This is a genomic window from Pseudomonas sp. MSSRFD41 (genome assembly GCF_014230245.1).
Taxonomy (GTDB): domain Bacteria; phylum Pseudomonadota; class Gammaproteobacteria; order Pseudomonadales; family Pseudomonadaceae; genus Aquipseudomonas; species Aquipseudomonas piscis.
This window is the reverse complement of sequence record NZ_JACKZK010000007.1, coordinates 31,489-57,022: the sequence shown is the minus strand read 5'-3', so window position 1 is coordinate 57,022 and position 25,534 is coordinate 31,489. Positions and strand designations below refer to the sequence as shown.

The following is a 25,534-nucleotide window of genomic DNA, read 5'->3' as shown; positions in this document are numbered from 1 at the left end:
TTGCATCCTGCGCACCACCGGACCTTGCGTCGCCCCACAGCCACGCGCGGTCCGGACCTGCTGTCGCCGGGCCCGGCTGCATACCCGGGCCCCGGCATCCGGTATTCTGCTCGGCGCTTGCCGGGGCGCCCGGCCCAGCGCTCCCTGCGTATCCAAGGAAGGCCCATGACACCCGCCGACACCCCCTACCAGATCGAACAGCAACGCATCCGCTTCAGGCGCCTGAACTTGCAACAATCCGCCACGCAGCAGCCACCCCTGGAGAACTGGGGCCTGGCGCTGTCCGGCGGCGGCATCCGCAGCGCCACCTTCGGCCTCGGGGTCCTGCAGGCTATGGCCCGGGCACCGGCCCCCGACACCCATCAGGCCAACCCCGAACAGCCTCCGGCCAACGCCGAGGAACGCAGCTTGCTGTCGCGGTTCGACTACCTGTCCACGGTCAGTGGCGGCGGTTATATCGGCAGTTTCTTCTCCAGCCTGTTCCTGCCCGGCCGCCTGCGCCCTGCGGATTCCCGCGACCCGGTGGGCCAGGCCGCCCGCGACGCCTACCAGGCCCTGCGCTTCGAACCACCGGGGCGCATCAGCACCGGCGTCGACTACGCCGAGCGCCCGGTGGGCCAGGGGCCTACGGCCTGGCTGCGGGAAAACGGTCGCTACCTGACCCCCACCGGCGCCGGCGACATGCTGTATGCCCTGGCCATGACCTGGCGCAACTGGTTGTCGCTGCACGCCATGCTCGGCCTGCCGATCGTGCTGGTGCTCAGCTTGCTCAGCCTGTTCCAGGTGCTGAGCCAAAGCAGCCTCTTGCTCTGGCCGCTGATGGCCGCCCTGCTCTTCGCCCTGCCCTGCGCCGTGGCTTATTGGCTGGTGATTCCCCGGGGCGACCTGGACCAGCCGCCGCGCCTGGACAACGCGGCCTACCGCAGCCTGCTGGCGCTGGTCGCCGGCCTGTGGCTGGCTGGCGGCCTGGCCGATAACGTAGCCCAGTGGCATGGCGTGGGCGTCCTGGCCCTGGCCGCCGCCCTGGTGGGCAGCAATGCACTGCTGATCACCCGCCAACTGGTGCGCAACCTGGCCAACAACCGCGATGCGGGCAAGGACAGTACCTGCCAGAACTGCGTGCGCAATTACCGGGTGCAGGTCACCCGGGCCTTGGGCCGGGCCATGGCCGCGGTGGCGTTGCTGGTGTTCCTCGCCCTGCTGGTGAGCGGCGCCGAGCTGCTGTACGGCTACTTGCAGACCTACCGGACCCTGGGCGCCCTGGCCTTGCTGGTGCTGGTGATGTGGCTGGTGCGGCGGCTGGTGCTGCTCAAGGACGAGAAACCGTTGCCGGGCTGGATGCGCAAGCTGCCGCTGGATGTATTGGCGCTGATCGCCGGTGGCCTGCTGCTGGCCCTGCTGTGCCTGGGCTGGGCCTTGCTGGTGCAGTGGGTGGCCCACGACGGTGGCAGGGTGGCCTACGACGCGGCGGCGGCCTGGCGCCTGCTGGGATTGAGCCTGCTGGCGGCGCTGCTGGTGTGCGTCAGCGGCCGCTTCATCGGTTTTCTCAATACCTCGTCGCTACAGGCCTTCTATAGCGCCCGGCTGACCCGGGCCTACCTCGGCGCCTCCAATGGCCGGCGCTTCAACGGCCCGGCGCAGCAGCGCCGGACCTACCTGAGCGTGGCCGAACCGATGTCCAGCGACGACCTGTCGTTGCAGCAGTACTACGCCACCCCCAGCGCCGGACCGGTGCACCTGATCAACGTCACCATGAACCTCACGGTGGACCCCGCCGAACAGCTGGTGCAGCGCGATCGCAAGGGCCAGCCGCTGTGCATCGCCCCGAACTGGGCGCCGGCCCTGGACGGTAGCTGCGCCCCCTGCGACGGCCCGGCCGAAGGCTACACCCTGGACGGCAAGCCCTACCGCCGCGACCTGCAACAGGCCCCGGCCTCGGAGATCATGCTGCCCTTGAGCCTGGGCGGATGGATCGGCGTGTCCGGCGCCGCCTTCAGTACCGGCCTGGGGCGAGCCACTAGCCTGGGCATGTCGCTGGTACTGGGCCTGGCCAACGTGCGCCTGGGCATCTGGTGGCCCAGCCGCTTCCTCGACCCCGGCCAACAGCACTGGGTGCGCCAGGACCTCAAGCCCTGGACCTACTTCAGCACCCAGGCCTACCTGTTCTACGAACTGACGGCGCGTTTCCACGGGCATCGCCGCGACTACCAATACCTGTCCGACGGCGGGCACTTTGAGAACACCGCCACCTACGAGCTGCTGCGCCAGGAGCGCCAGGTGCGGCTGATCGTGACCTGCGACAGCGGCTGCGATCCGGACTACCGCTTCGATGACCTGGCCAACCTGGTGCGCCTGGCGCGTATCGACCAGGCCCTGGAGATCCGCGAGGACCCGGGCGTGCTCCAGCACCCGCTGCTCAAGACGGTGTTCGCCAGCCAGGAGCAGTTCCGCCAGCCACCGGACGCCGACAGCCGCCAGTGCGCGCTGCTGCTCAATGTGCATGCCCATGCGCCGGGTTGCGAGAGCGGTATCGCCGCCCAGCCCCATTGCCGGATCCTGGTGCTCAAGCCGCGTCTGATCGCCGGGCTGGCCCCCGACGTGCGCAATTACGCCCGCAACAACCCGGGCTTTCCCAACCAGAGCACCGTGGACCAGTTCTTCGACCAAGCGCAGTTCGAGAGCTACCGGCAACTGGGCCTGGAGATCGGCCGGACGCTGTTCGGCCAGGAGGGACAAACCAACGACGTAGCCGAGGCCCTGTGGCGCTATCTCGAGGGTGAAGCAGCGCTCTAGCTCAGCGTGGCTGGTACGCCTTGACCGCTTCCAGCCATTGCGCCTGAAGGCGCTCCTGCTGCGGGTCGATGCCCTGTTCGGCCAGCAGCGCCAGGTGCCGCTCCACCTCGCCGAGCATCTGTCCATGGGCACTGGAGTTGGCATCGAGCTGGTGCATCTGGCCCAGCCCCAGGTGATAGAAACGCAGCAGCTTGAGGGCCGCCGGGTCACGGGCGGCCACCCCGGCGGTGACCTGGTGCATGACGTTGGTCACCCGCATCAGGCTGCGCTTGAGGCGCCAGCCATAGACCGCCGCCGCCATCCACGGCTGGTGCCAGAACACACTGCGTACCAGGGCTGCGCAGACCAGCAGGCCAACGCCCACCCCGGTGGCGTTCCAGACCAGGTTGTCGCCGCCCCCCTGGCCGAACAGCGCCACCGCGGCGCTGGAGAACAGCATGGCCAGGGCAATGAACACCAGGGCGATGATCAGGGTGCTGCGCCGGGTCTGCCGACGGTAGAGCTCAGGGTCCTGGGGGGTGATGACGAACATGGGGCGATGGGCTCCACTGGCAAGGAAATGGGCGGGCATTATCACCGCTGGCGGCCACGGCGGTGACGAAAATCGCCGCACAGGACGGAAATCTCCCCACGGCTTGATCCAGGTCGGTATTCACCGCTATCGCTCCCGGGGCCGGCGAGGACGCAATGCGCGCCCCAGCCGCCGCCAGCCCAGCACCACGCCACTGACGCTGATCAGCAAGCCACCAGCACTGAACAGCAACATCCACAGGTCCCACAGGGGTCGCTTGCCCAGCAGCGGCAGCCAGTCCCAACTGTGCAGCAGGGCGAACAACCAGCGCGAGGCACGCCGTGGCTGGTCGAGCTGGCCCACCACGGCGCCGGTGTAGAGATCCAGGTGCAACCAGGTCCGGGCCGGATCGTCGAAGCGCACCCGCAGTACCGGCAGGCGCTGCTGCAGATGGCCGAGCATGCTCTGGGGCTCCCGGGCGTAGTAGTAGAAGTCATAGGCTTGCAGTTGCTCGACCTGCAGCGGTTGGCCAGGGCTGATGGCCTGGGCCGCCTGTTGCAGGGTGCGGGGCTCGAACCGCGGCAGCACCCGGTCCGCGGCCATGTCCAGGATCCGCGTGCGCCCGCCGCCGTCGTAGCCGATCACGTAGCCCTGGCCGGCGATCATCCGCCACTCCAGCTCCCGGGCCCGCAGGCCGTCGCCGGCAAAGCGCTCCAGGACCTGGCGCGCATCCAGGGGAAAGGCCGCGGCCTCGAGCGCCGCGCCCTGGTACGCCGCCAGCGACAGCGGTCGGGTACTGCTGAAGACCTTCCACGGGTTCATCGACATCAAACCACTGAAGATCCAGGTGATGGCGAGCACCCCGAACAGCAAGCCGCCCAGGTGATGCCAACGGGCAAAGCCCTGGTAGGGCGAGCGCGAGCCATTGCGATAGGTGCGGCTGAAGCGCCAGCGCAACAGGCCTACCGCCAGGCCCAGGACCGCCATCAGCGTCGCCCCCAGGGACAGGTAGGTGACGATCGGCCCCCAGGCGTCATCGATGCCGATGCCGCGCAACGCATACAGCCAATGCAGCCAGGCACCGACCCAGTTCCAGGCCCGCTCGTTGGCGGTGGCATCGCGCACCACTTCGCCGGTGCTGGCGGAAACGTACAGCAGCCGGTCCTCGGCATCGGCCACCGCCACCCGATGCAACGGCCGGTCGCCATCCAGGGCCCGGGACAGGCTCCAGGTGTCCTGCTCGACCACGCCACGCTCGCTTGCGGCCACTCCCGGGGCGAACTGGCGGGCCGCCGCCAGCGCCTGGGGCCAGTCAGTGGGGGGCATGGGCCGGGCGCTGCGGGCGTCCACCGCCAGCTTGCGCGCCCGGGGATATTCCAGGACATAACGCGGGGTTCCGGCCACCGTGAGCAGGCGCAGGCTGGTCGGCGCTTGCCCGCTGTCGGCGGCCGCCAACACCCGCTCCAGGCTGGCGCCCTCCTGGTCCAGGACCAGCGGCGGCAGGTGAGCCAGGTGTTCGGCGGGGGTCAGCTTGGGATATCCGACATACAGCATCACGGCCCCGGAGATGAACCACAGGGCCATGAACAGGCAGGCGACGATCCCCAGCCAGCGGTGCCAGAGGTACAGGTAACGCTTCATCACATCGATCTCGCAGCGACGCGGGGCCCCTCGGGCGCCCCGCCGGTTCAGGTCAGAAGCGCGTTTGCAGCGCCAGCTCGAAGGTCCGCGGCGCCCCCAGGTACAGCTGGGTCGGCGCGGTACTACGGGCGTACACCCGGTCGGTGAGGTTGCGTACCCGGGCGGTGACCCGGGTATCGGCATCGACCCGATAGCCGACGAAGGCGCCGAAGATCGCGTAGCCCGGGGCATAGCGGGTGTTGGCCGCGTTGGCGTACATCGACGACACATAGCGGCTGTCGGCCCCCACCTGCCAGGACGGGTCCAGGTCGTAGGTCAACCACAGGTTGGCCACCTTCTCGGGAATGTTGGTGGGACGGTTGCCCTTGCGCGATACCGGCCGGCCGCCGACGTTTTCATAGAACTCGTCGTACTGCGCATCGACATAGGCGAAGTTGCCCTCGGCCAGAAGCTTGGGCGTGACCCGCAGCGACGCCGCCAGCTCGACCCCGCGGGAAGACTGCTGGCCCACCGGCTGGCTATTGCCCGGGTTGGCCGGGTCGGCGGTGGACAGGTTCTTGCGTTCGATGCGGTAGGCCGCCAGGGTGGCCGAGCCGCGCCCTTGGAGGAAGTCGAACTTGCTGCCGATTTCCCACTGGTTGCCGGTGCTCAGGTCGAAGTCGCGCACCTGGCCATAGCTGGCGGTGGTGAGGACCCCGGAGGGCGGATCGGCGGCAGTGCTGTATTGCACATAGACATTGGCCGTCGGGGTCAGCTCGTAGACCAGACCCAAGCGCCCGGTGGTAGGCCGGTACTTGCGCTGGAAGAACGCCGGGTTGGCCGCGTTGACGGCCCGGTAGTTGGTCACTTCCAGGTCGATCTGGTCATGGCGCAGGCCGCTGAGCAAGGACAAGCGCTCGCTGAGTTGCAGGCGGTTTTCCAGGAACAGCGCCCAGGTGTCCACCTGGTTGCGCCGGTTCTTGTCGAAGCTGCGGCGCACTCCGGGCAGTTTCCAGAAGCTGCCAGGCTCGAAGCGATCCGGATCGAGCTGGTCACCCGGGCCCGGCAGGGACAGCGGGTAGTTGCTCATGACGTTGTGGCTGTAGTCGATGCCCGCCGACCATTGGCTGTCCAGGCCGAACACATTGCCCTGATGCAGCAGTTCGAAGCGATTGCCGTTGAGCTCCTGGGCATGGCGCTGGAGCAAGGTGCCGGAACGGATCACCCGGGAGTTGTCGGCGTTGTAGGCGTAGTTCTCGACGTTGCGGTATTCGCGATCGGCGTTGTAGTGGTACAGGGTGTTGCGCAGCGAGGTGGCATCGTCGACCTGGTAGTCGATGATCGAGCGCAGCCAGCGCACCCGCTGCTCGTAGCGACCGTCGTCGACGTTGTAGTTCTCGAAGCGCCGGCTGCGCTGCACGTGCATCTTGCCCTCCAGCGGCGCCAGGGCCGGGGTTCCCCAGTAGGGACTGTCGACGCGCTCGTCCTGGTATTCGAAGGCCAGGGTGTGGGACAGCTGGTCGTTGATATCCGTCAGCAGGGAAAAGGCCAGGGTCCAGGCCTCGCGCTGCTCGCGATCGATGTAGCCGTTGCTGGTGCTGTGGTTGAAGTCCAGCCGCGCGTAGTGCCGGGGGCCCGGCCCGGCGTTGAGGGCGTGGTTGAAACCCAGGGACAGGTCGCGGCTGTCGTAGGAGCCGTAGCTGATCCGCCCTTCGTTGAACGACTCGCTGCGCGAGGCCAGCTTGGTGATGTAGTTGATGGAGCCGCCTACGGCCCCGGCGCCGTAGAGAAAACTCGAGGGCCCGCCCACCGCCTCGACCCGATCGTAGATCCAGCTGTCCACCGGCCGCGCGGCGATGGAGTCGTACTGCACGCTGATGCCATTGAACAACTGGGTGATTTGCGGCCCGGAGAAGCCGCGATAGGACACGAACCCCGGGATACCCGGCGACGAAGCGGCGTTCATGCCCGGCATGCCCAGCAATACATCCTGGGTCGTGGCAACGCCGCGCTGCTCGATCTGCTGGCGCTCGACCACGCTGATCGACGCCGGGGTCTGCCTGGGAGTCAGGCCCAGGCGCGAACCGGTGGTGCCCTGGGTATCGAGTTGCAGGCCGAACTTCTTCTGTTCATCGGCGCTGATGCGCATCTGCGGCAGTTCCAGCGTGCCCTCGGCCAGGGCATTGAAAGACAGGGCGCAGCACAGCGCCGCGCAGCTTGGAGAGCGATACAGGTACTTCATAGTCTCGGACTCGGAAAAGACCATCGGATGTCGCCCGCCCGTGGCCACGCGAACGCACGCACGGCAACAGGCCTGGGACGGCAAGGAGGCGACCGCGACCGGTCGCCGGGGAGCCAGGTCAGCTCAGAGGGGGAGCCCGAGGGTTGAGGGGCGGCCAGCCATAGCGTGGCGGCGCCTTGTCATGCTGCGCGACCTTGGGTCGTTGCGGGCGCTGGCGGCGCAACAGCCAGGCCAGGCAGAACAGCAGCCCCAGGCCCAGGGTGACGGCCGAGCACAGCGGGCAGACCAGGGTATTGAGCCAGCCGGCACCCGCCTGGTCGCTGAAGTCGGTGTCCACCGCCGGGCCCTGGTTGCCCATGGCAGAACAGAACTGCCCGCCTACGCCATTGAGCTCCAGCCCCGCCACCTGGCCATGGCCCAGACCGCAGACGAACACGTTGAACAGCACGCAGAAATACAGCGTCCAGGCAACGTGGCGGCGATAGGGCGAGGTGCGAGTCATGGGGCGCAAGGTTAACAGCGGGCAACGCCGTGGAAAATCACCGTTACATTTTTCCTGAGCACGCCCCCAGCGCTTCGTGTAGCCGCTGCCCCAGGCTGCGCACGGCTCGGCACGAGCCGCCGGGGCTTACGCGTTCAACCTGAAATACCGCGCTGGCGGGCGCTCATTCGCGGTCCAGGGATTTTACCGCCAGGATGCTGCCCGGCATCGAGTACAGCGCCCGCTCGGTGGTGCTGCCGATCAGCCGGCCGAAACCGCTGCGGTGCACGGTGCCCATGACCACGGTGTCCACCAGGTATTCATCGACGAACTGGGCGATGCCCGGGACCGGTGGCCCCATGATGAAGTGGCGGAACTCCTGGGGTACGTTGTGCGCATCCCCCAGGCGCTCGAACTCCTGGTGCAGGGAATCGCGCAACTCGTCCAGGCAATTGACGCTCCAGGCCGTGGAAGCCACCGGCGCCACGCCGTCGAGCATTGGCATCAGGTCGTAGGCATACAGCAGGTGCAACTGCGCGTCGCACTGCAAGGCCAGGGCATTGGCGGTGCGGATGATCTGGGCATTGAGGCCGCTGATCTGGGTATCGGACTGGGCCGGGTCCACCGCCGCGACGATCCGCCGTGGCAGGTTGTTCGGCGCATCGTTGACCAGGTGCACCGGCACCGGGGCGTCGCGCAGCAGGTGGCAGTCCAGTGGTGTGACGAAGACCCGCTTGAGCGCCGATTCCAGGGTCACGTCCTTGATCAGCAGGTCAGGCTGGAACTCGGCGATGCAGTCCAGCATGTCCTTGAGCACCTGGGTGCTCCAGATCACCTGGGTGCTGACTTCCACCCCCTGCTCGCGCATCCATTGCGCCTCCACCTGTAGCCAGCGCTCATGGCGCTGCAGGTAAGCCTGGCGCTCGCTGTCCTCCAGGTGTTCTTCCCACAGGTAGGTACGCGCTGGCGGTTCGACGAACACCAGGGCATGCAGCTTGGCGCCACTGGCCCGGGCCAGGGCGGCGGCCCGGCGGGCGGCGGGAGACTGGTGCTGCTGGGGATCGGCGATCAGCAGCAGACGCTGGTACTGGCTCATGGTGCACCTCCTTGTTGGGCAGTGGCCTCGAGTGTCGAGCCTGGCAGCCACGAACGCCTTGATACGCATCAACGGCGCCAGCGCTTCTCCATCAAGACTAGCGGCGCAAGCCCGGCAAGCACAGCAACAGGGCCATTGCGCCGCACAGGCACAGGCTCGCCCCCAGGGCCTGGCCCCAGCCCACCAGCAGCAATCCGGCACCGATCAACAAGTAATAGAACAGGCCGAACAAGGCCCCGGCACTGCCCAGCCGGTCACTGTAGGCCACCAATGCCGAGCCGAGGATATTCGGGATCGCCAGGCCGAAACCCAGCACCACACCGCCCATGGGCAACACCAGCCACAGGCTGTGTTGCAAAGCCAGTACTCCCAGCCCCCCGGCCAGCACCGCCAGGGCCGCCAGCACCAGCAGCCGGGCACTCTGCCAACCGCGCCCGAGCAGCCAGCGATTGCACCAGGCGCCACAACCGGAGCCCAGGGCCAGCAACGCGCCGCTGTAGCCGAACCATTGCTCGCCCTGGCCTAGTTGGCGGAACAGGAAGGGACCGAGGCTGTAGTAGCTGAGCAAGGCAATGTTGAACGCCGCCACCAGCAGCGCCGAGCGCCAGATACCAGGGTCGCGCAGCATCTGCCACAGGGTCCCGGCCAGGGGCGCCAGGGGCTGGGCCGGCGGCCGGGTTTCCGGCAGCGCCCGGGCACAACAGGCCAGCAGTATCAGGGCCAGTACCAACAGGGCCGCCAAAGCCCCGCGATACCCCAGGGCCTGGGTCAGGCCCGAACCGGCGAACAGGCCAATGGCCGGGCTGGCCGCCAGCACCATGCCGACCAGGGAGAACACCCGGGCCAGTTCACGCCCCTGGAACAGGTCCCGCAACAAGGTCTGGGTCACCACCGAGCCAGCTGCCACGCCCACGGCGGCCAGGGCCTGGCAGCACAAAAAGGCGGCGAAGGGGCTGGCCAGCAGCCCCAGGCACTGGGCCAGGGCATACAGGGCCAGGCCGCCCAGCAAGGCCGGGCGTCGGCCCCAGCGATCGCTCAGGCGGCCCCACAATACGACGCCCGGGGCAAATCCCAGGATGAATACCGAAAGGCTCTGGGCCGCCTGCTCCGGGGGCACGCCGAAGGCCTGGCCGACGTCGGCCAGGGCCGGGCTGTAGAGGGTCTGGGCGATCTGCGGGAACATCAGCAAGACCATGGCCAGGGGCAATAAGGTACGGGGATTCATCAGGGTGCTCGGCAAGAAAGACATGCCGGCGATTCTAGGCAGGCGACATTGGCGTATTATCGAAATCCTGCCAATAAACATCGGAAACCAGACAACCATGGCATGGCTCGAGCCCCAGGCCCGTTTCGACCCGGACGCCTTCACTGCCCCGGTGGTGGGCATTGCCGCGACCCTGGGCGATCACGACTCCGGCCTGCACCAGCACCAGCGCGGCCAGTTGCTGTACACCCGCCAGGGCTGCACGCGCATCACCCTGGCCGACCGCCTGTGCCTGCTGCCCCCCTCGCGAGCGGCATGGATACCCTGCGGCGTCCGCCATCGCGCCCAGATGCAGCAAAGCGTGGACTACCGCTCGCTGTACTTCTGCCGCGAACTGTCCCCGCGGCTGCCCGCGGAGGTGGCGGTGATCGAGGTCACCCCATTGCTGCACGCGGTGCTGGAGCCCATGGCCCAGGCCGCCTTCGATTGTGACTGGAGCCAGGGGCGCTATCCGCACCTGCTGGGCCTGTGTCTCGAGGAAATCGCTACGGCCGCGCGCCAGCCGCTGTCCTTGCCCCTGCCCCGGGACAAACGCCTGCAACCTCTGCTGGACGACCTGCAAAGCCTGCCACCGGAACTGCAGGTGCTAGCCACCCGGGTCGGTGCCAGCAGCCGGACCATCGGCCGCATTTTCCAGCGCGAGACTGGCCTGGGCTACCAGCAGTGGCGCCAGCAATGGCGGCTGATGCGCGCCATCGAATGGCTCGCCACCGGTCGCAGCATCAGCTATTGCGCCTTCGAGCTGGGCTTTGCCAGCGACAGCATCTTCATCGCCTTCTTCAAGGCCATGACCGGTACCACGCCCCGCGCCTATTTCAAATAAAGGGCTCTCATTCCTGGGGCAGTGTGCGAAACCGGACCGCCAGGCGATTCCAGCTATCGATGGCGCAGATCGCCATGCTCCCCCTGGTCGCGACCAATGCCCGGGGGCTTCGTGCAGCCGCTGCCGCAGGCTGCGCACGACCCGGCACGAGTCGCCGGACAGGCCGGGAGGACAGGCCTGCCGGTGCGCCTCAGGTGCGGCTACGCAGCCATTGCATGAAGCCCTTCTTCAATACCGGCTGGGGCTGGGCCTGGGTCAGGCTCCGGGCCATATGCCGACGGAAATCCAGCAGGTTCTTCATGGCTTCGTTGATATCGTGACGAGCATCCAGGCACGGCTTGAGGAACTCGTTGTCGATGCGGTACAGGCTGCAGAAGGTCTTGGCCGAGAACTGCGCCAGGGTGGCCTCCTCGGACACCACCCCAGCCTCGCCGATCACCTCGCCCGGCCCCATGCGCCCGGCCTCGAACGGCTGGCCTTCGCGCTGCATGGTCACCGACACCACCCCGGACTCGATGATGAACAGATGATCGCTGACCTCGCCGGCCGGCAGGATGACCTCGCCGGCACGGAAGGTCTGCAACTGCATGTTCTGGCTGAAGGTGTCCTTCTCCTCCTGGCGCAGGGTGGAAAAAATGCTCGAGGTGTCCAGCAGTGCCCGGGGCCGGGACAAGGCCAGTGGCTGGCTGGTTTCGGTACTGGACAACAACCTGATGCCACTGGCTTGCAGGTGACGGAACGCCAGGTCGAACAGCTGGTTACGCACTTCGCGCTTTTGCCCCATGCTGGCGACGAAACCGCTGATCTCGTACTCCGCGCCAGTGCTGCTGGTGCTTTTCATGGCGACGCTGGCAGCCGGGCTGGCCAACAGGAACCGGCAGCCCAGGGTCGCGCGCTCCAGGGCCTCGATGACCTTCTGCGGCCGGGCATGGGGGCTGACCTGCAGGCTCACCGCCACGCCATGGACATCGCTGGGCCGGCTGAAGTTGGTGATCTTGGCCTTGGAGGCCAGGGAGTTGGGAATCACCACCATGCTGCCCTGGGAGGTCTGCAGCCGGGTGGCGCGCCAGTCGATGTCCAGCACCCGTCCCTCGGTGCCGTCGATGGCGATCCAGTCATCGATCTGGTAGGGCTTGGTGGTGTTGAGCACGATCCCGGAAAACAGGTCGCTGAGGGTGCTTTGCAACGCCAGGCCGACGATGATCGCCAAGGCCCCGGAGGTCGCCAGCACGCCCTTGACCGGCAGCTCCAGCACATAGGCCAGGGCGGCGATGATGGCGACCAGGAAGATCAGCGCGCCCATCAAGTCCTGCAGCAGCCGTCCGGTATGACCGACCTGCTGCATCATCAGGGTGCCCAGCAATACGGTCAGGGTCCGCGCGCCGAACAGCCACCAGCCGATCTCCAGGCCGGTGGCGGCCAGGTGCAGCGGTACATCGTCCGGCCAGGGCGCGGCCTGCAAAGGGTTCATGCCCTGGTTGAACAGCATCAGGCTGTAGAGGCAGAAGATCAGCACCCGTACCGCCAGTTTCCAGTACTCGCCACGGGCGCCTATCACCCGCCAGAGCACGATATCCAGGAACAGCAGAAACAGCGCGGCCAACAGCGGGTGGTTGGTGAACAGGGACAACATCGAGGCGCTCCGGCAAGACGAGGACGGCAAGATCGCACGAAAGGGCTTGCAGCAGGTATAGCCGCAAAAGCCGGGCATGGTGGGAAAGAGGCAAGCCGCCGGGATACGACGGCTTCAGAGGCCGATCAGGTGTAGCCGCTGCCGCACGGCTCGGCACGAGCCGCCCAACCTGCCTGCGCGATGAACCGGCTACTGCGCATTGGCGGCGGGGGCTGCCAGCCTCGCGGGCTCGGCAGCGGCTACCAGGACCGGCTTACTTGCCCTGGGTCAGGGTGTTGTAGCTGGTCATCAGGTTGCGGTAGTCGGGGATGTGGTTGGAGAACAAGGTGCCCAGGCCCTCGATGTCGTTGCGCCAGTCACGATGCAGCTCGCAGGCCAGGCCGAACCAAGTCATCAGTTGGGCGCCGGCGGCGGACATGCGGTTCCAGGCCGAGTCGCGGGTCAGTTCGTTGAAGGTGCCGGAAGCATCGGTGACCACGAATACCTCGAACCCCTCTTCCAGGGCCGAGAGTGCCGGGAAGGCCACGCAGACTTCGGTCACCACGCCGGCGATGATCAGTTGCTTCTTGCCGGTGGCCTTGACCGCCTTGACGAAATCTTCGTTGTCCCAGGCATTGATCTGGCCAGGACGGGCGATGTACGGCGCGTCGGGGAACAGCGTCTTCAACTCGGGCACCAGCGGACCATTGGGACCGGTCTCGAAACTGGTGGTCAGGATGGTCGGCAACTTGAAGTACTTGGCCAGGTCGCCCAGGGCCAGGACGTTGTTCTTGAAGCGGTCGGGGTCGATATCGCGCACCAGCGACAGCAAGCCGGCCTGGTGGTCTACCAGCAGAACGGCAGCGTTGTCCTTGTCCAGGCGTTTGTAAGCAGTAGTCATGATGAAGTCCTCGCTAATGATCGATGCCGGGCAATCCGGCCTGAGTGAAACCCGTGCCACACCCCCCGAAGGTGGCGGGCGCCGGGGTGTAGCGCGACGGGCAGAGCCTAGTTGCCCCTGGCCATCGCGCAAGCGCTGCCGATCAGTGATCGGCGGCGTCCATCTGGCCGAAGCGTCCCGATTGAAAATCGACGAAGGCCTGGTGAATCTCCTCTTCGCTGTTCATCACGAACGGGCCGTGGCCGACGATGGGTTCGTCGATGGGCTCGCCGCTGAGCAGCAGTACGATCGCGTCGCTGTCGGCCTCCAGGCCGAGCAGGTCGCCATCGCGCTCCAGCAATACCCACTGGCCTTCGCGCACCCGCTCCTGGCCATTGACCTGCAAGGTGCCGCGCAACACGACCAAGGCCGTGTTACGCCCGGCCTGCAGCGCCAGGTCCAGGGGCTTGCCGGCCTGCAGGCGCAGGTCCCAGACGTCGATTGCGGTGAAGGTCCGGGCCGGACCCTGGCGACCGGCGAACTGGCCGGCGATCAGGCGCAGGCTGCCGGCATTGCCCGGCAACGGGATCTGCGGGATATCGCTGGCCAGGAGGGTCTGGTAGCCGGGCGCCGCGAGCTTGTCCCGGGCCGGCAGGTTGACCCACAGCTGGACCATCTCCAGGTTGCCGCCACGGCGGGCGAAATCGGCGGAGTGAAACTCCTCGTGGAGGATCCCCGAGGCCGCGGTCATCCATTGCACGTCGCCTGGGCCGATCTTGCCGCCGCTGCCGGTGGAGTCGCGGTGTTCGACTTCACCGTCGTAGACAATGGTCACCGTCTCGAACCCGCGATGGGGATGCTGCCCAACCCCGCGCCGGGCGCTGGTGGGGCTGAACTGCGCCGGGCCGGCGTGGTCGAGCAACAGGAACGGACTGATGTGCTGGCCCATCTGGTCGTAGGAAAACAATGTGCGGACCGGAAAACCGTCGCCGACCCAATGGGGCCTGGGACTGGTGTAGATACCGATGATGTTTTTCATGTAGTCCTCCAGAACTTTCTGATGGACACACCTTAAATCCCGCACCTTTGACCCGCTAGACTGCAAAAATCGCCCTTAGCGTTCTATTTGGAGAACGATCTTGGAAGATCTCAATACGCTCTATTACTTCACCCAGGTGGTGGAGCATCGCGGCTTCGCCGCCGCCGGAAGGGCCCTGGACATGCCCAAGTCCAAGCTCAGCCGGCGCATCGCCCAGTTGGAGGAACGCCTGGGCGTACGCCTGATCCAGCGTACCAGCCGGCACTGCTCGCTGACCGAGATCGGCCAGGAGTACTACCAGCGCTGCCTGGCCATGCGGGTCGAGGCCGAAGGCGCGGCGGAAGTCATCGAGCGCAATCGATCCGAACCCCAGGGGCTGGTACGGGTGGCTTGCCCCACCGCCCTGCTCAACTCCTGGGTCGGGCCGATGCTCACCCGCTTCATGCTCAAGTACCCGTTGGTGGAATTGTTCATCGAGAGCACCAACCGCCGGGTCGACCTGATCCACGAAGGGTTCGACATCGCCCTGCGGGTGCGCTTCCCGCCACTGGAAAGCACCGACCTGGTGATGAAAGTCCTGGGCAACAGCACCCAATGCCTGGTGGGGCACCCGGACTTTCTCCAACGGCTGTCGAGCCCACCCTCGCCGGCCGACCTCAGCGGCCTGCCGAGCCTGCACTGGGGCGCGGGACAGCGGGATTACCACTGGCAATTGCAGGGCCCGGACGAGGCCGAGGCCCTGATCCGCCATCACCCACGGCTGGTCACCGACGATTTGATCGCCCTGCGCCATGCCGTGCTGGCCGGGATCGGCATCGCCCATCTGCCCCGGGTGGTGGTGCGCGAGGACCTGGAGGCCGGACGCCTGCATGAACTGGTGCCCGGCTGGGCGCCGCGTTGCGGGATCGTCCATGCCATCTTCCCTTCGCGCCGCGGCCTGCTGCCATCGGTGCGCAGCCTGATCGATTTTCTCGGCGAGGAATTCAGCCACAGCGACATGGCATGAGCAAGACACGGCTGGAAACAGCCGTTCCATGGCGGAAATGCCCCTGTGCAGAAAAATATTTCAAACATAATATTTCTTCGAGACATCAGGATCCCACTCGAGGAAACGCCATGCAAAACCCATCACGCGACGCCCTGTTAGCCCAATGGCAAGCCCAGGAGCAGGCCATGCGCAGCCGCCTCGGCGGCCCTGGCAACCTGACCCTGGCCCAGGTCAGCGAGCTGACGCCACAAGAGTTCTTCGAGGGTATCGGTAACGGCGAACTTCCCTCGCCGCCCATCGGCCACCTGCTGGATTTCATCCCCATAGAGTGGAGCAGCGGCTTGTTCGTGTTCCAGGGCACCCCGGATAACCGTCACTACAACCCGCTGGGCACCGTCCATGGTGGCTATGCCGCCACCTTGCTGGACTCCTGCATGGGTTGTGCGATCCACACCCGCCTGCAAAAGGGCCAGGGCTACACCACCCTGGACTTGCGCATCAGCTACGTGCGGGCCCTGACCGCAGAAAGCGGCCCGGTGCGGGCCGAAGGCAAGATCGTGCACCTGGGCCGCAGCACGGCACTGGCCGAGGGACGGATCTATGACGTGGATGGCCGGCTGTACGCTACCGGCAGCACCACCTGCATGATTATCCAGCCGCGCGGCTAGGCTGGGGAGAACCGGGCCCCCGGAGGGTCGATGGACAACATTAGTTGCCTGATCGTCTCGCGATCTGGCAACTGGGCGTGGATGATCCGGATACGTTGCCGTCGATGGCTGGAGATCGGAGGGAAATGCGCGCAGTCGTAGATAAGCACCTGGTGCAGATGGGGGTTGTCCTGGCAGAACGCCAGGAGATCGAAGCCGCTGCGGGCCGCCAGGTTGCCGTTGACAATCACCAGGTCGAAAGGATCGCGGGCATAGTCCACCAGCGTCAGCAGCTCCTCCAGTCGATGCACGGGAACCACCCGGTAGTAGTCCAGCTGGTTGAGGGCTCGCTCGATCTGCATTCGGTGAAAATGCTGATCGTCGGCGATCAGTATGCGCAGCGCTCTGTTGGACATCGTCTGGTTCCTGCTGGTCAATGGCGACCCGCGAATGCGGATCTGCTCCTCCTGAATCGGTGGAAGGCTGGAGGAAACATCCGCAGGGGCTCCATCAGATTGTTCTGAAAGCCTTGCGATCAGCGACTCCGGGTTGACGTTGTGCAGGGCTTGCATGGCGAAGATCCTCTTGGCGACCAGCGGCACGCTAGCAACGGCAGGTGACAGCCAGCCCACCGCCCACTGAAGACCTGCCGCTGGCCCGTGCTGCCCGCTACTGCCAGCCGAAGCGCCGGATGTAGAAGCCCTTCACCGCCTGGGTCAGGGCCATGTAGGCCAGGAGGATCAGCGGCAGGAACAGGAAGTACAGCGGTGGCAAGGCCTGCAGCTTGAAGTAGTGGGCCAGCGGCCCCATCGGCAGGAAGATGCCCACGGCCATGATGATTCCGGTCATGACCATCAGCGGCGTGGCCGCCCGGCTTTGCAGGAACGGAATCTTCGGCGTGCGGATCATGTGCACGATCAGGGTCTGGGTCAGCAGCCCCACCACGAACCAGCCGGACTGGAACAACGTCTGGTGCTGCGCCGTGCTGGCGCCGAACACATGCCACATCAGGGCGAAGGTGGTGATATCGAAGATCGAGCTGATCGGCCCGAAGAACACCATGAAGCGCCCGACATCCGCCGGCTGCCAGCGTTGGGGCTTTTGCAGCATCTGGTCGTCGACGTTATCGAAGGGAATGGCGATCTGCGAGATGTCGTACAACAGGTTCTGCACCAGAAGATGCATGGGCAGCATCGGCAGGAACGGAATGAAGGCGCTGGCCACCAGCACCGAGAACACGTTGCCGAAGTTGGAACTGGCGGTCATCTTGATGTACTTGAGCATGTTGGCGAAGGTCCGGCGCCCTTCCAGCACGCCCTCCTCCAGCACCATCAGGCTCTTTTCCAGGAGGATGATGTCCGCCGCTTCCTTGGCGATATCCACCGCGCTATCCACCGAAATGCCGATGTCGGCGGTACGCAGCGCCGGCGCGTCGTTGATGCCGTCGCCCATGAACCCCACCACGTGCCCGTTGGCCTTGAGCAGGCGGACGATGCGCTCCTTGTGGGTCGGGGTCAGCTTGGCGAAGACATTGGTGGTTTCCACTGCCTTGGCCAGTTGCTCATCGCTCATGCGCTCGATGTCGTTGCCCATCAGCAGGCCCTGTTGCTCCAGGCCCACTTCACGGCAGATCTTGGCAGTCACCAGCTCGTTGTCGCCAGTCAGCACCTTGACCGCCACGCCGTGCTCGGCCAGGGCCTTGAGCGCCGGTGCGGTGCTGTCCTTGGGCGGATCGAGGAAGGCCACGTAGCCGATCAGGGTCAACTCACGCTCATCGGCCAGGCTGTAGGTGTCGCGTCCTTCGTGCATGGGCCGGGCCGCTACGGCCACCACCCGCAGGCCCTCTTCGTTGAGATCGGCAGTGACCCGGCGGATCCGCGCCAGCAGCTCCTCGCTCAAGACTTCCTCGGCCTCGCCATGGCGCACGCCGCGGCATACCGCCAGCACCTCTTCCACCGCCCCCTTGCAGATCAGCAGAGGCGGCTGGCCCTGCTCCGCCACCACCACCGACATCCGCCGGCGGGTGAAGTCGAAGGGGATCTCATCGACCTTGCGAAACGCCGTGCCGACCGCCAGTTCCCGCTGGATCTCGACATGCTCGAGCACCGCCACGTCCAGCAGGTTCTTCAGCCCGGTCTGGTAGTAGCTGTTGAGGTAGGCCATCTCCAGCACGTCGTCGGACTCCTCGCCCCACACGTCCACGTGGCGCGCCAGGAAAATCTTGTCCTGGGTCAGGGTGCCGGTCTTGTCGGTGCACAGCACGTCCATGGCGCCGAAGTTCTGGATCGCATCCAGGCGCTTGACGATGACTTTCTTGCGCGACAGGAACACCGCGCCCTTGGCCAGGGTCGAGGTGACGATCATCGGCAGCATTTCCGGGGTCAGGCCCACGGCGATGGACAGGGCGAACAGCAGCGCCTCCATCCAATCGCCCTTGGTGAAGCCGTTGATGAACAACACCAGCGGCGCCATGACGAACATGAAGCGGATCAGCAGCCAGCTGACCTTGTTGACCCCGTTCTGGAACGAGGTCGGCGCGCGGTCGGTGGCGCTCACCCGCTGGGCCAGGGCGCCGAAGTAGGTGCTGTTGCCGGTGGTCAGGATCACCGCCGTGGCGGAACCGGAGACCACGTTGGTGCCCATGAACAGGATGTTGTCCAGGTCCAGGGGGTTGCGGGTATCGGCGTCCTGCTGGCGCGGGAACTTCTCCACGGGCATGGATTCACCGGTCATCGCCGCCTGGCTGACGAACAGGTCCTTGGCACTGAGCACCCGGCAGTCGGCGGGAATCATGTCGCCGGCCGAGAGCACGATCAGGTCCCCCGGCACCAGCTGCTTGATGGGCAGCTCGATGCGCCGCGCGCCTGCGGCATCGACGGCTGCCGGCAAGCGCCCGGGCGTGGCCGGGGATGGCGAGTCCGGCCGCATCACGGTGGCGGTGTTGCTGACCATGGCCTTGAGGGCATCGGCGGCCTTGTTCGACTTGGCCTCCTGCCAGAAACGCAGCAGGGTCGAGAGCACCACCATGGAGAAAATCACCGTGGCCGCCTTCATGTCCTCGGTCAGCCAGGAGATCACCGCCAACAGGGTCAGCAGCAGGTTGAAGGGGTTCTTGTAGCAGTGCCACAGGTGGGTCCACCAGGACAGCGCCTGCTCGTGCTCGACTTCATTGAGGCCGTGGCGCTCACGCAGGGCCTCGGCTTCCTCGGTACTCAAGCCATCGGTATGGCTGCCGAGCTGGTCCAGCAGATGCGTCGCGTCGCTGTTGGCCGCCGCGACCAGGGTTTGTGCCAGGGTGGGCGGGACATCGCGGCTGACGCTGGCGTCGCTGAAGCTTTCCAACAGTGCCAGGCGCCGGAAATGCCGGGCGAAATGCCGGGTCCGCAGGAAACCGGCGAAAAACTCTTTCAACAGGGTGAGCTTCATGATGATGACTCCTGCACGACCGGTGCATGGCACAAGAACGGCCGCGTTGAAACGAAACAGTCAGGGAGATGGAACAAGGCAGGATCGGGCTCACGCCCGAGGCAATCGCCCCATCAGGGATGGGCGATGTTGCTGGCGATGCTGACGCTGACGGGTGTATCCCATGGCTGTTCCCCTGGACGGACACGCTGGAAACGCCACAGGCAGGTACCGCCGGATCTGTCACAGGACGCGTCGAACGTCCACCCAGGACCGGCCCGCAGGTCCATGGAACCTGCGCGTCGAAATGGCCGCGACACGGCAGCAGCCGGATCGGGCATCGATCGGAGTCATCAAGAAGGGAAATCGGGGCGACCAGGATGGTCACGACCGGGATGCCGCCTCTCGCTGGATGGCGAGACAACGGCAGGAACCAAGGCTGCGCGTTATCTTGCCGGGACCGCGCCGGTTATCGAGACCGGCTGACTCCTGTCACTCGAACAAGTACCCACACTGGGCCTCCATTGATTGAAAACGCGCGCAGCTTACGCCGCACTTTTTGCAGAGTAAACCTGGGGAAAACCTTGCCAGGGGGAATTGAAAAATTCTTCAGCGCAGGTTCAGGAAGAAACAGGACATGAAGCTTTCATGACCGCGGCGGCCGCTACCGCAGGGCTGCGGCAGCGGCCGGTGCATCAGCTGGCGGTGGCCAGCAGCATGTCGCGAACCGAGCGGCTGTGACCGCGGGTCTTGCCATGCTCGTACAGAGAATCGGCGATCTCCTGGGCGCGGATCGGCAGCACCGACAGGAGGGTATCGCTCAAGCCGTGGCTGGCCTGGCTGAAGCCCTGCAGGTAGACACCGGCCTTGCAGCGCTCGTCGGTGATCAGGCGGTAGTTGCGATCCACTTCGAAGTCACCCAGGTAGGCCTGCAGCGGCGCCAGGAGGTCGCGGTACAGGTTGCGCTCGTAGCCGGTGGCCAGGACCACGGCGTCGTAGTGGCGCACTTCACGTTCGCCGCTGGCGCCATGGCGCAGGATCAGTTCGATGCCCAGGTCGGTGGCGGTGGCCTTCTCGACGGTGGTCAGGGCACGGAACGCATGGCGCGGGACGCCGGAGACCTTCTGGCGGTAGAAGATCCCGTAGATGCGCTCGATCAGGTCGATATCCACCACCGAGTAGTTGGTGTTCTGGTACTCGCTGACCAGGCGCTCGCGCTCGCTGTCGTTCTGCTGGAACACCAGGTCGGTGAAGGCCGGGGAGAACACTTCGTTGACGAACGGGCTGTCGTCGGCCGGCTTGAGGGCCGAGCCGCGCATGATGATGTCGGCCTGCACCGAGGGGAAGCTGTCGTTGAGGTCGATGAAGGCTTCCGCGGCGCTTTGCCCGCCACCGATGATGGCGATGTTCATCGGCTTGCCGTTGACGCAAGGCTGTTGGGCCATGCGCTCCAGGTACTGGGAATGGTGGAAGACCCGCGCATCGCCCTTGAGCCCCTTGAACAGCTCCGGAACCCGTGGCGTGCCGCCGGTGCTGACCACCACCGAGCGGGTGGTGCGTACCTGCTCGGCGCCCTGGGCGTCACGGGAGATCACCCGCAGCGCCTCGACCTGCTGGTTGTGCAGCACAGGCTCGATGCCCAGCACTTCTTCGCCGTAGCGGCTGTGCGCCTGGAAATGCCCGGCCACCCAGCGCAGGTAGTCGTTGAACTCCATGCGGCACGGATAGAAGGTGCCCAGGTTGATGAAGTCCACCAGGCGCCCGTGGTGCTTGAGGTAATTGACGAAGGAATAGGGACTGGTGGGGTTGCGCAGGGTCACCAGGTCCTTGAGGAAGGAAATCTGCAGCTCGCTCTGGGTCACCAAGGTGTTGCCGTGCCAGCGATAGTCCGCTTGCTTGTCGAGGAACAGCGCGTCCAGCGGACCCTGTTCCTCGCCGCGCTCTTGCAGCGCAATGGCCAGCGCCAGGTTCGAGGGGCCGAAACCGATACCGATCAAATCGTGAACGTGGGCCGATGCAATTGCCTGTGTCATTTCCAGTGTCCTCTGGATAAACCGCCTCAACGCGGGGATAAAGTGTCACGGTGACCCGACTGGCCCGCGAAGGTCAGCAGATCGTCTGTTGAGTAGGGACGAGGACAGTGAAAAAAAATTTAACTAAACGAGACGCACTGCGCCTGGCCTATTGGGCCTCCCACTGGCGCAGGCGAACCCGGCAGTGCTTCATCGCATTGACGATGTGTTTTTCCACCAGGCTGCGGGAGATGCCCAATTGCTCGGCGATCTGTTGGTGGGACATGCCTTCGAGCTTGCGCAGCAGGAAACTCTCGCGACACAGGCGGGGCAGTTCCGCCAAGGCCCGCTGCAGCATGTCCAGGCGCTGGCCCTGGTCCAGGCTGGTTTGCGGCGATGGGTTGAAATAGCGCTCCTCGTTGTCCAGCACCTCCAGGGGCTCGGACTGGCGCAGGGCGTTGCGCCGATGGCCATCGATCACCAGGTTCAGCGCCGTGCGGTAGAGAAACGCCCGCGGCTGCTCGATGGGTATGTCGCTGGAACGCTCCAGCACCCGGACGTAAGCGTCGTGCACTACATCCTCGGCCACCTGGCGGTTACCCAGCTTGGCATGGAGGAAGCACATCAGCTCGCGATAGTAACTTTCCAACATGGCTCCCAACCGCCCCCATGACGGTTATTTCCTTGAGCAAGACCGACGCTAGCCGGTTGGCCCGGTGATTCAATGATGGCAGTTTTGACCCGGCGTAATTTATAGTAATTCTCATATAGATTTAAAGTACTCCAGGGTCGCAGTGGGTTTATTTCGCTGCCAGGGCAGCTGTAACTCCATATGTCGGCAGTTAAATTCGCCCTGCGGCCTCTCGTTTACCTGACAGCTCCCCGTCCCTGCCACTCTCCCGGCAGCCAGCAGCCAACCTGCATCCTGTGCCGGCGCTGGACCGACGGGCCGATACCTCTGGCCGGAACCCTGCATGAAACGTCCTCGAAATACCCGACGCGCCCTGCTTGCCGCACTCTGTGCGGCCCCCATCCTCGCCATCGCCGCCTGGAAGTTCATTCCGTCGGGACGCGACCAGTTCAGCACCGTGCAAGTGCGCCGCGGCGATATCGAAAGCAGCGTCACGGCCCTGGGCACCTTGCAACCGCGTCGCTATGTGGATGTCGGCGCCCAAGCCTCCGGGCAGATCCGCAAGATCCATGTGGAAGCCGGCGACGCGGTCAAGGAAGGCCAGCTACTGGTGGAAATAGACCCCTCCACCCAGCAAGCCAAGCTGGATGCCAGCCGCTTCGCCATCGAGAACCTACAGGCCCAGTTGCAAGAGCAGTACGCCCAGAACCAGCTGGCCCGGCAGAAGTACCAGCGCCAGCAGAACCTCGCCGCCGGCGGCGCCACCCGCGAAGAGGACGTACAAACCGCCCAGGCCGAGCTCAAGGCCACCCAGGCGCGGATCGACATGTACAAGGCGCAGATCCGCCAGGCCCAGGCCAAGTTGCGCAGCGACCAGGCCGAACTGGGCTATACCCGCATCTATGCGCCGATGTCCGGCACCGTGGTGGCGGTGGATGCCCGTGAAGGCCAGACTCTTAACGCCCAGCAACAGACCCCGCTGATCCTGCGGATCGCCAAGCTGTCGCCGATGACGGTCTGGGCCGAGGTGTCGGAGGCCGACATCGGCCACGTGAAGTCCGGCATGAGTGCCTACTTCACCACCCTGAGCGCCGGCGGCCGGCGCTGGACCAGCACCGTACGGCAGATCCTGCCGATCCCGCCCAAGCCGCTGAACGAGACCAGCCAGGGCGGCGGCAGCCCCAGCAGCACCAGCAAGAGCGGCAGCGGCCGGGTGGTGCTCTATACCGTGCTACTGGACGTGGACAACGCCGACAACGCACTGATGGCGGAGATGACCACCCAGGTGTTCTTCGTCGCCAGCTCGGTCAAGAACGTACTGACCGCCCCCATCGCCGCCCTGCAGGACGGCGCGGCGCCAGGCCAGCAGATCGCCCGGGTCGTGGCCGATAACGGCGCGGTCAGCGAGCGCCAGGTCCGGGTCGGCATCAGCGATCGCCTGCGAATCCAGATCCTCGACGGCTTGAGCGAGGGCGAGCACCTGCTGATCGGTCCCGCCAACGGCAACGGAGGCTGAATGCAAACGCCCCTGATCGACCTGCGCAACATCCGCAAATCCTATGGCGGCGGCGACAGCCCACAGGTCGATGTCCTGCGCGGCATCGATCTGTCGATCCATGCCGGGGAATTCGTGGCCATCGTCGGCGCCTCAGGCTCCGGCAAGTCGACCCTGATGAACATCCTCGGCTGCCTGGATCGACCCACCTCCGGCGAGTACCTGTTCGCCGGTGAGAACGTCGCCCACCTCGACAGCGATGAGCTGGCCTGGCTGCGCCGGGAAGCCTTCGGTTTCGTGTTCCAGGGCTACCACCTGATCCCCTCGGGCTCGGCCCAGGAAAACGTCGAGATGCCGGCCATCTATGCCGGCACCCCGGCCGCCGAACGTCATGCACGCGCCGCCGCCCTGCTGGAGCGCCTGGGCCTGGGCAGCCGTACCGGCAACCGCCCGCACCAGTTGTCCGGCGGCCAGCAGCAGCGGGTGTCCATCGCCCGCGCGCTGATGAACGGCGGCCATATCATCCTGGCCGACGAGCCCACCGGCGCCCTGGACAGCCACAGCGGCGCCGAGGTCATGGCCCTGCTGGACGAACTGGCCAGCCAGGGCCATGTGGTGATCCTCATCACCCACGACCGCGAAGTAGCAGCCCGGGCCAAGCGCATCATCGAGATCCGCGACGGCGAGATCATCAGCGACACCGCCGATACCGACCCTAGCGTGCAGGCCAGCGCCAACGCCGGCGCCCTGCAGGCCGTGGACCTGCGCCAGCGCCTGGCCCACGGCAGCGAACCCACCGGCGCCTGGAAAGGCGAGCTGGTGGAGGCGGTGCAGGCCGCCTGGCGAGTGATGTGGATCAACCGCTTCCGCACCGCCCTGACCCTGCTGGGGATCATCATCGGCGTGGCCTCGGTGGTGGTGATGCTGGCCGTGGGCGAAGGCAGCAAGCGCCAGGTGATGGCACAGATGGGCGCCTTTGGCTCCAACATCATCTACCTCAGCGGCTACTCGCCAAACCCGCGGACACCCGCCGGGATCATTACCCTGGACGATGTCGCCGCCGTAGGCGCCCTGCCCCAGGTCACACGCATCATGCCGGTCAATGGTTCAAAGGCCGGCGTGCGCTTCGGCAACCGTGACTACATGGCCTATGTAGGCGGCAACGACACCAACTTTCCGCATATCTTCAACTGGCCGGTGGCCGAAGGCAGTTACTTCAGCGACGCCGACGAGCATGCGGCCTCCGCCGTGGCCGTGATCGGCCACAAGGTGCGGGAAAAACTCTTGCAGGACGTCGCCAACCCCATCGGTCAATACATCCTGATCGAGAACATACCCTTCCAGGTAGTGGGCGTATTGGTGGGCAAGGGCGCCAGCTCGGGAGATAGCGACAGCGACGACCGCATCGCCGTGCCCTACTCCGCCGCCAGCACCCGGCTGTTCGGCAGCCGCAACCCGGAATACGTCGCCATTGCCGCTGCCGACGCCAGCAAGGTCAAGGAAACCGAACAAGCCATCGACCAACTGATGCTGCGCCTGCACAACGGCAAGCGCGACTACGAACTGACCAACAACGCCGCGATGATCCAGGCCGAGGCCCGGACCCAGAACACCTTGTCGCTGATGCTCGGCGCCATTGCCGCCATCTCCCTGTTGGTCGGTGGCATCGGCGTGATGAACATCATGCTCATGACCGTGCGCGAACGCACCCGCGAAATCGGCATCCGCATGGCCACCGGCGCCCGCCAGCGGGACATCCTGCGCCAGTTCCTCACCGAGGCGGTGATGCTCTCGGTAGTCGGCGGCCTGACCGGCATCGGCGTCGCGCTGATCATCGGCGGCGTGCTGATCCTCAGCGAAGTGGCGGTCGCGTTTTCCCTGGCCGCGGTCCTCGGCGCCTTCGCCTGCGCCCTGGTCACCGGCGTCGTCTTCGGCTTCATGCCGGCCCGCAAAGCTGCCCGGCTCGACCCGGTCACGGCCCTTACCAGTGAATGA

The 25,534-nt window shown here is 65.8% G+C and carries 19 protein-coding genes; 6 read left to right on the top strand and 13 right to left on the bottom strand.

Annotated features, from left to right (window positions below; translation table 11 throughout):
* Positions 1 to 165: 165 nt before the first annotated feature.
* Complete coding sequence (locus H7A76_RS13170) at positions 166 to 2,793, top strand: hypothetical protein (protein ID WP_185698896.1); 2,628 nt, start codon at positions 166 to 168, stop codon at positions 2,791 to 2,793.
* Between the two features lies 1 nt (position 2,794).
* Here H7A76_RS13170 and H7A76_RS13165 read toward each other — a convergent pair whose 3' ends face one another.
* From H7A76_RS13165 to H7A76_RS13140, 6 genes are all read right to left on the bottom strand, one after another.
* Positions 2,795 to 3,325, bottom strand: coding sequence for a DUF3087 family protein (locus tag H7A76_RS13165; RefSeq protein ID WP_185698895.1), 531 nt, complete (start codon positions 3,323 to 3,325; stop codon positions 2,795 to 2,797).
* Between the two features lie 126 nt (positions 3,326 to 3,451).
* The gene (locus H7A76_RS13160) at positions 3,452 to 4,945 is read right to left on the bottom strand and encodes a PepSY-associated TM helix domain-containing protein (protein WP_185698894.1); all 1,494 of its coding nucleotides are present in this window, start codon (positions 4,943 to 4,945) and stop codon (positions 3,452 to 3,454) included.
* 52 nt (positions 4,946 to 4,997) lie between these two features.
* Positions 4,998 to 7,166: a TonB-dependent receptor gene (locus tag H7A76_RS13155; protein WP_185698893.1), complete on the bottom strand. Its 2,169-nt coding sequence runs from the start codon at positions 7,164 to 7,166 to the stop codon at positions 4,998 to 5,000.
* Between the two features lie 118 nt (positions 7,167 to 7,284).
* On the bottom strand, positions 7,285 to 7,668 hold the full coding sequence (locus tag H7A76_RS13150; protein ID WP_185698892.1) for a DUF2946 domain-containing protein: 384 nt from the start codon (positions 7,666 to 7,668) through the stop codon (positions 7,285 to 7,287).
* A 163-nt stretch (positions 7,669 to 7,831) separates the two neighbouring features.
* Positions 7,832 to 8,743 carry a universal stress protein gene (locus H7A76_RS13145; protein ID WP_185698891.1) on the bottom strand — a complete coding sequence of 304 codons (912 nt, stop codon included), beginning with the start codon at positions 8,741 to 8,743 and terminating at the stop codon, positions 7,832 to 7,834.
* Positions 8,744 to 8,840: 97 nt separating this feature from the next.
* Positions 8,841 to 9,968 (bottom strand): MFS transporter, encoded by a 1,128-nt coding sequence (locus tag H7A76_RS13140; protein WP_185699045.1) that lies wholly within the window; start codon positions 9,966 to 9,968, stop codon positions 8,841 to 8,843.
* A 97-nt stretch (positions 9,969 to 10,065) separates the two neighbouring features.
* Here H7A76_RS13140 and H7A76_RS13135 point away from each other — a divergent pair, with 97 nt between their 5' ends.
* Positions 10,066 to 10,830: an AraC family transcriptional regulator gene (locus tag H7A76_RS13135; protein ID WP_185698890.1), complete on the top strand. Its 765-nt coding sequence runs from the start codon at positions 10,066 to 10,068 to the stop codon at positions 10,828 to 10,830.
* Between the two features lie 190 nt (positions 10,831 to 11,020).
* On the opposite strand, the gene H7A76_RS13130 is transcribed toward H7A76_RS13135, so the two are convergent.
* From H7A76_RS13130 to H7A76_RS13120, 3 genes are all read right to left on the bottom strand, one after another.
* Positions 11,021 to 12,463, bottom strand: coding sequence for a mechanosensitive ion channel family protein (locus H7A76_RS13130; protein WP_185698889.1), 1,443 nt, complete (start codon positions 12,461 to 12,463; stop codon positions 11,021 to 11,023).
* A 253-nt stretch (positions 12,464 to 12,716) separates the two neighbouring features.
* Positions 12,717 to 13,343 carry an isochorismate family cysteine hydrolase YcaC gene (ycaC, locus tag H7A76_RS13125; RefSeq protein ID WP_022639815.1) on the bottom strand — a complete coding sequence of 209 codons (627 nt, stop codon included), beginning with the start codon at positions 13,341 to 13,343 and terminating at the stop codon, positions 12,717 to 12,719.
* Positions 13,344 to 13,485: 142 nt separating this feature from the next.
* Positions 13,486 to 14,361: a pirin family protein gene (locus H7A76_RS13120; protein ID WP_185698888.1), complete on the bottom strand. Its 876-nt coding sequence runs from the start codon at positions 14,359 to 14,361 to the stop codon at positions 13,486 to 13,488.
* A 97-nt stretch (positions 14,362 to 14,458) separates the two neighbouring features.
* Between H7A76_RS13120 and H7A76_RS13115 the strand changes: the two genes are divergently transcribed.
* Together H7A76_RS13115 and H7A76_RS13110 are read left to right on the top strand one after the other, a co-directional pair.
* Positions 14,459 to 15,367: a LysR substrate-binding domain-containing protein gene (locus H7A76_RS13115; RefSeq protein WP_185699044.1), complete on the top strand. Its 909-nt coding sequence runs from the start codon at positions 14,459 to 14,461 to the stop codon at positions 15,365 to 15,367.
* A gap of 110 nt (positions 15,368 to 15,477) precedes the next feature.
* Positions 15,478 to 16,017, top strand: a complete 540-nt coding sequence (locus tag H7A76_RS13110) for a PaaI family thioesterase (protein WP_185698887.1) — start codon at positions 15,478 to 15,480, stop codon at positions 16,015 to 16,017.
* Here the strand turns inward: H7A76_RS13110 and H7A76_RS13105 are convergent.
* The 4 genes from H7A76_RS13105 to H7A76_RS13090 form a co-directional block, all read right to left on the bottom strand.
* Positions 16,014 to 16,568 carry a response regulator gene (locus H7A76_RS13105; RefSeq protein WP_312026254.1) on the bottom strand — a complete coding sequence of 185 codons (555 nt, stop codon included), beginning with the start codon at positions 16,566 to 16,568 and terminating at the stop codon, positions 16,014 to 16,016. The two genes, H7A76_RS13110 and H7A76_RS13105, sit on opposite strands and share 4 nt — an antisense overlap.
* 97 nt (positions 16,569 to 16,665) lie before the next feature.
* Positions 16,666 to 19,422: a magnesium-translocating P-type ATPase gene (gene mgtA, locus H7A76_RS13100; RefSeq protein WP_185698886.1), complete on the bottom strand. Its 2,757-nt coding sequence runs from the start codon at positions 19,420 to 19,422 to the stop codon at positions 16,666 to 16,668.
* 674 nt (positions 19,423 to 20,096) lie between these two features.
* The gene (locus H7A76_RS13095) at positions 20,097 to 21,434 is read right to left on the bottom strand and encodes a lysine N(6)-hydroxylase/L-ornithine N(5)-oxygenase family protein (protein WP_185698885.1); all 1,338 of its coding nucleotides are present in this window, start codon (positions 21,432 to 21,434) and stop codon (positions 20,097 to 20,099) included.
* A gap of 148 nt (positions 21,435 to 21,582) precedes the next feature.
* Entirely contained in the window at positions 21,583 to 22,065 is a 483-nt protein-coding gene (locus H7A76_RS13090) for a sigma-70 family RNA polymerase sigma factor (RefSeq protein ID WP_185698884.1), read from the bottom strand.
* Positions 22,066 to 22,387: 322 nt separating this feature from the next.
* On the opposite strand from H7A76_RS13090, the gene H7A76_RS13085 reads away from it, so the two are divergent.
* A complete protein-coding gene (locus H7A76_RS13085; RefSeq protein ID WP_185698883.1) occupies positions 22,388 to 23,560 on the top strand; it encodes an efflux RND transporter periplasmic adaptor subunit in 1,173 nt (390 codons plus the stop codon).
* Positions 23,561 to 25,534: a MacB family efflux pump subunit gene (locus tag H7A76_RS13080; RefSeq protein ID WP_185698882.1), complete on the top strand. Its 1,974-nt coding sequence runs from the start codon at positions 23,561 to 23,563 to the stop codon at positions 25,532 to 25,534. It abuts the gene before it with no gap.